The organism is Salipiger marinus, assembly GCF_035481585.1.
Classification (GTDB): Bacteria; Pseudomonadota; Alphaproteobacteria; order Rhodobacterales; family Rhodobacteraceae; genus Salipiger; species Salipiger marinus.
The window spans coordinates 1-5,735 of sequence record NZ_JAYKSL010000056.1 but is presented as its reverse complement, the minus strand read 5'-3'; the positions used below and the strand labels follow the sequence as shown (position 1 = coordinate 5,735).

2 tRNA genes and 3 rRNA genes are annotated in these 5,735 nt (G+C 54.8%); all 5 read left to right on the top strand.

What is annotated here, in order from left to right:
- Window positions 1-336 precede the first annotated feature (336 nt).
- The 5 genes from VK682_RS26885 (at window position 337) to rrf (ending at window position 5,680) form a co-directional block, all read left to right on the top strand.
- Window positions 337-1,798: ribosomal RNA gene (locus VK682_RS26885) — 16S ribosomal RNA — on the top strand.
- Window positions 1,799-2,038: 240 nt separating this feature from the next.
- A tRNA-Ile gene (locus tag VK682_RS26880) sits at window positions 2,039-2,115 on the top strand.
- Between the two features lie 19 nt (window positions 2,116-2,134).
- Window positions 2,135-2,210, top strand: a tRNA-Ala gene (locus VK682_RS26875).
- 382 nt (window positions 2,211-2,592) lie between these two features.
- Window positions 2,593-5,442, top strand: a 23S ribosomal RNA gene (locus VK682_RS26870).
- 123 nt (window positions 5,443-5,565) lie between these two features.
- A 5S ribosomal RNA gene (gene rrf / locus VK682_RS26865) occupies window positions 5,566-5,680 on the top strand.
- The 16S, 23S and 5S rRNA genes sit together here with 2 tRNA genes alongside, the layout of an rRNA operon.
- Window positions 5,681-5,735 lie beyond the last annotated feature (55 nt).

The following is a 5,735-nucleotide window of genomic DNA, read 5'->3' as shown; positions in this document are numbered from 1 at the left end:
GCGCCGCAAGTTAGGGCGCACTGGTCTGGTTTTTGTCTCTCACGCTCTTTGACATCGCAAGTATCTGAAGAGATATGCGGGCGGCACTGGTTCATACGATGGATCAAATGTCTGCATATCAACGCTTCTAGGGTTTCGGCCCGATGATGAAGTGTCAGCTTCACTGTTTGTTCGGCTTTCGGTTTCTTTGGAAACCCGAAGCACGACAGACAGAAAAAGTCCTGATGTTGACCGTTTCCTTAGCCGGGTCGGTCGGCTGGATGCCTTCGGGTGTCCGGTTACACATTGGGGATGTGCAGAGGTTCGAACGTCAAGGACAAGCTGGCAACAGCTTTTCAACTTGAGAGTTTGATCCTGGCTCAGAACGAACGCTGGCGGCAGGCCTAACACATGCAAGTCGAGCGCACCTTCGGGTGAGCGGCGGACGGGTGAGTAACGCGTGGGAACGTACCCTTCTCTGCGGAATAGCCACTGGAAACGGTGAGTAATACCGCATACGCCCTTCGGGGGAAAGATTTATCGGAGAAGGATCGGCCCGCGTTGGATTAGGTAGTTGGTGGGGTAATGGCCTACCAAGCCTACGATCCATAGCTGGTTTGAGAGGATGATCAGCCACACTGGGACTGAGACACGGCCCAGACTCCTACGGGAGGCAGCAGTGGGGAATCTTAGACAATGGGCGCAAGCCTGATCTAGCCATGCCGCGTGAGTGAAGAAGGCCTTAGGGTCGTAAAGCTCTTTCGCTGGGGAAGATAATGACTGTACCCAGTAAAGAAACCCCGGCTAACTCCGTGCCAGCAGCCGCGGTAATACGGAGGGGGTTAGCGTTGTTCGGAATTACTGGGCGTAAAGCGCGCGTAGGCGGATCAGAAAGTTGGGGGTGAAATCCCGGGGCTCAACCTCGGAACTGCCTCCAAAACTCCTGGTCTTGAGTTCGAGAGAGGTGAGTGGAATTCCGAGTGTAGAGGTGAAATTCGTAGATATTCGGAGGAACACCAGTGGCGAAGGCGGCTCACTGGCTCGATACTGACGCTGAGGTGCGAAAGTGTGGGGAGCAAACAGGATTAGATACCCTGGTAGTCCACACCGTAAACGATGAATGCCAGTCGTCGGCAAGCATGCTTGTCGGTGACACACCTAACGGATTAAGCATTCCGCCTGGGGAGTACGGTCGCAAGATTAAAACTCAAAGGAATTGACGGGGGCCCGCACAAGCGGTGGAGCATGTGGTTTAATTCGAAGCAACGCGCAGAACCTTACCAACCCTTGACATCCCTGGACCGCCGGAGAGATCCGGCTTTCTCGCAAGAGACCAGGTGACAGGTGCTGCATGGCTGTCGTCAGCTCGTGTCGTGAGATGTTCGGTTAAGTCCGGCAACGAGCGCAACCCACATCTTCAGTTGCCAGCAGTTCGGCTGGGCACTCTGGAGAAACTGCCCGTGATAAGCGGGAGGAAGGTGTGGATGACGTCAAGTCCTCATGGCCCTTACGGGTTGGGCTACACACGTGCTACAATGGCAGTGACAATGGGTTAATCCCAAAAAACTGTCTCAGTTCGGATTGTCGTCTGCAACTCGACGGCATGAAGTCGGAATCGCTAGTAATCGCGTAACAGCATGACGCGGTGAATACGTTCCCGGGCCTTGTACACACCGCCCGTCACACCATGGGAGTTGGGTTCACCCGAAGGCCGTGCGCCAACCTTTCGAGGGGGCAGCGGACCACGGTGAGCTCAGCGACTGGGGTGAAGTCGTAACAAGGTAGCCGTAGGGGAACCTGCGGCTGGATCACCTCCTTTCTAAGGATGTTTCTGGCAGATCGGCCTCGGCCTTTCTCGTGAAACACTTAGCAGCTCCGGTCAGTCGCCGGAGCACATCAGACGGACCAGGCCGTCCTCATATCTCTTCAGAACAATAGAACAGACGGGCCGCCGGCTCGTATGTGGTTGCCTGACCCCGCGGGGCTGGCCCTCTCGGCAGATTTTGCGGTGCAAAATCGCCTGTCGGGCAACGTCGATCTTGCTGCGGCAAGATCAACTGGGTCGGTAGCTCAGGTGGTTAGAGCGCACGCCTGATAAGCGTGAGGTCGGAGGTTCAAGTCCTCCTCGACCCACCACTTCCTTGCTGGGCAAAGCGGGGACTTAGCTCAGCTGGGAGAGCGCCTGATTTGCATTCAGGAGGTCAGGGGTTCGATCCCCCTAGTCTCCACCATTTGCCCCGCGTGACCCCGTCACAGTGATCTGATCCGCAAGTGCAGTCCGCTGCATTTGCGCATCCGATCCTTCGGATGATTGACATCGTATAGAGAGATACAAATCAACACTGTTTGATTGCCGCGAGTGTGTGGCGATCTCGGTCTGGTTCCCCGCAAGGGGAAGGTCTGCACCAGGGGCGTTTCCTCGACCCTGCGCCGATATCCCGGTCCGAAACGAACAGTTGTTGTCCAAGTCAAGTACACTAACCAGGTCCGACCAGATCGGACCAGTCTGGCGCAAGCCAGGCGGGATAGTATGCTTCTGATCCAGGAAAAGACGGCATCACACGAACCAGCGTGGTGCCCGCATGACTTACGAGTCTTGCTCTTTCTGGATCGGATCAAGCGCGAGAAGGGCGTTTGGTGGATGCCTTGGCAGTAAGAGGCGATGAAGGACGTGATACTCTGCGATAAGTCCTGGGGAGCTGAGAATAAGCTTTGATCCAGGAATTTCCGAATGGGGCAACCCACCTGAAAGCTCGTTATAATTGCTGACGTCGGACTCGTCCGACGAAAGCAGCCTATAGCGGGTTTAAACAGGTACTTTTGACCTGAATACATAGGGTCTTAAGAGCAAACCCGGGGAACTGAAACATCTAAGTACCCGGAGGAAAGGACATCAATAGAGACTCCCCTAGTAGCGGCGAGCGAACGGGGACCAGCCGAGTCCTGAGAGTGACCAGAATGATCTGGAAAGATCAGCCATAGCGGGTGACAGCCCCGTATGGGAAGCTCAATGGAACGTATCAAGTAGGGCGGGACACGTGAAATCCTGTTCGAAGATCGGAGGACCACCTCCGAAGGCTAAGTACTCCTTACTGACCGATAGCGAACCAGTACCGTGAGGGAAAGGTGAAAAGCACCCCGACGAGGGGAGTGAAACAGTACCTGAAACCGGACGCCTACAATCAGTCGGAGCCTCCTTGCGAGGTGACGGCGTACCTTTTGTATAATGGGTCATCGACTTGGTCTATCTAGCAAGCTTAAGCCGTTAGGTGTAGGCGCAGCGAAAGCGAGTCTTAATAGGGCGTTGAGTTAGATGGATCAGACCCGAAACCGAGTGATCTAGGCATGACCAGGATGAAGATACGGTAACACGTATTGGAGGTCCGAACCCACACCTGTTGAAAAAGGTCGGGATGAGTTGTGCCTAGGGGTGAAAGGCCAATCAAACTCGGAGATAGCTGGTTCTCCGCGAAATCTATTTAGGTAGAGCGTCATCCGAATACCCCTGGGGGTAGAGCACTGGATGGGTAATGGGGCCCCACAGGCTTACTGATCCTAACCAAACTCCGAATACCAGGGAGTACTAGATGGCAGACACACGGCGGGTGCTAACGCCCGTCGTGAAGAGGGAAACAACCCTGACCTCCGGCTAAGGCCCCCAATTCATGGCTAAGTGGGAAAGCAAGTGGGACGACCAAAACAACCAGGAGGTTGGCTTAGAAGCAGCCATCCTTTAAAGATAGCGTAACAGCTCACTGGTCTAATTAAGTTGTCCTGCGGCGAAGATGTAACGGGGCTCAAGCCATGAGCCGAAGCCGAGGATGCGCATAGCGCATGGTAGCGGAGCGTAGTGTGACATAGGATTTATCCTCTTCTGCATCCCTCGGGGTGCAATGGAGGACAAAATCCTTTCTGTGAAGCCGGGCTGTAAGGCATCCGGTGGAGAGATCACTAGCGAGAATGATGACATGAGTAGCGACAAAGAGTGTGAGAGACACTCTCGCCGAAAGTCCAAGGGTTCCTGCTTAAAGCTAATCTGAGCAGGGTAAGCCGGCCCCTAAGGCGAGGCCGAAAGGCGTAGTCGATGGGAACCAGGTCAATATTCCTGGGCCATGTGGTGGTGACGGATCGCAAAGGTTGTCAGTCCTTATCGGATTGAACTGGCAGCTCAGCGGTCCCTGGAAATAGCCCCACTTTTAGACCGTACCCTAAACCGACACAGGTGGACTGGTAGAGAATACCAAGGCGCTTGAGAGAACAACGTTGAAGGAACTCGGCAAAATACCTCCGTAAGTTCGCGAGAAGGAGGCCCAGTTTCTACGCAAGTATTGGCTGGGGGCACAAACCAGGGGGTGGCGACTGTTTACTAAAAACACAGGGCTCTGCGAAGTCGTAAGACGACGTATAGGGTCTGACGCCTGCCCGGTGCCTGAAGGTTAAAAGGAGGGGTGAGAGCTCTGAATTGAAGCCCAGGTAAACGGCGGCCGTAACTATAACGGTCCTAAGGTAGCGAAATTCCTTGTCGGGTAAGTTCCGACCTGCACGAATGGCGTAACGACTTCCCCGCTGTCTCCAACGTTGACTCAGCGAAATTGAATTGCCTGTCAAGATGCAGGCTCCCCGCGGTTAGACGGAAAGACCCCGTGCACCTTTACTACAGCTTCACACTGGCATCAGGCCATGCATGTGCAGGATAGGTGGTAGGCTTTGAAACAGAGACGCCAGTCTCTGCGGAGCCTCCCTTGAGATACCACCCTTGCATTGCTTGATGTCTAACCGCGGACCGTTATCCGGTTCCGGGACCCTGTGTGGCGGGTAGTTTGACTGGGGCGGTCGCCTCCTAAAGCGTAACGGAGGCGCGCGAAGGTTGGCTCAGAGCGGTCGGAAATCGCTCGTTGAGTGCAATGGCATAAGCCAGCCTGACTGCAAGACTGACAAGTCGAGCAGAGTCGAAAGACGGCCATAGTGATCCGGTGGTCCCAAGTGGGAGGGCCATCGCTCAACGGATAAAAGGTACGCCGGGGATAACAGGCTGATACTGCCCAAGAGTCCATATCGACGGCAGTGTTTGGCACCTCGATGTCGGCTCATCTCATCCTGGGGCTGGAGCAGGTCCCAAGGGTATGGCTGTTCGCCATTTAAAGAGGTACGTGAGCTGGGTTTAGAACGTCGTGAGACAGTTCGGTCCCTATCTGCCGTGGGTGTAGGATACTTGAGAGGAGTTGCCCCTAGTACGAGAGGACCGGGGTGAACGAACCACTGGTGGACCAGTTGTCGTGCCAACGGCAGTGCTGGGTAGCTATGTTCGGACAGGATAACCGCTGAAGGCATCTAAGCGGGAAGCCCCCCTCAAAACAAGGTATCCCTGAGGGCCGTGGAAGACCACCACGTCGATAGGCCGGAGGTGTAAGTGCAGCAATGCATTCAGCTGACCGGTACTAATGGCCCGATAGGCTTGATCCGATCCAGGAACAGCAAGACTGTTCCCGATCCATAAGCATACATCACAAACACAAGATGTACCTGACCTGGACAACAACGTTGAAAAAACACTTGCACCTAAATGCAAGCGTGGGTCTTCCCCGGTTTGGTGGTCATAGCGCGAGCAAAACACCCGGCTCCATTCCGAACCCGGCCGTTAAGTGCCGCTGCGCCAATGGTACTGCGTCTCAAGACGTGGGAGAGTAGGTCACCGCCAAACCTGGAAAGACCCACAAAACGTATCTCTCTACACGATCCAAATTACCGCAATAAAC